The organism is Mesorhizobium sp. M1A.T.Ca.IN.004.03.1.1 (assembly GCF_003997555.1).
In the GTDB taxonomy this organism is placed as follows: domain Bacteria; phylum Pseudomonadota; class Alphaproteobacteria; order Rhizobiales; family Rhizobiaceae; genus Mesorhizobium.
Genome location: NZ_RZTV01000271.1, coordinates 1 through 275, shown reverse-complemented (window position 1 = coordinate 275; position 275 = coordinate 1). Strand labels below are relative to the sequence as shown.

Genomic DNA, 275 nt, shown 5'->3' with positions numbered 1-275 from the left:
TTCAGCGCCGCCGCCTGCGCCTGCGGATCGGCGATGAAGCGGAAGGTCACCTTGTCGAGCTTGGCGGCCGCATCCTTGTCCCAGTAGTCGTCATTCCTGGCGAGTTCGACCCTGTCGCCCTTCGCCCAGCTGGCGAATTTGAAGGGGCCGGTGCCAATTGGCGTCACCTTGTCGTCGGCGGCCGTCTTCGGCCCGACCATCACCGAGGCCGGCCACCCTAGCCAGTAGATCAGGCTGCCGGTCGGCGCCGAGAGATGCAGCACCAGGGTTTCGGC

Annotated in this window: 1 protein-coding gene; it reads right to left on the bottom strand. The window is 66.5% G+C overall.

The features are described 5' to 3' along the window. On the bottom strand, window positions 1-275 hold a 275-nt coding region (locus tag EOD29_RS31655), incomplete at both ends, for an ABC transporter substrate-binding protein (RefSeq protein WP_245475499.1).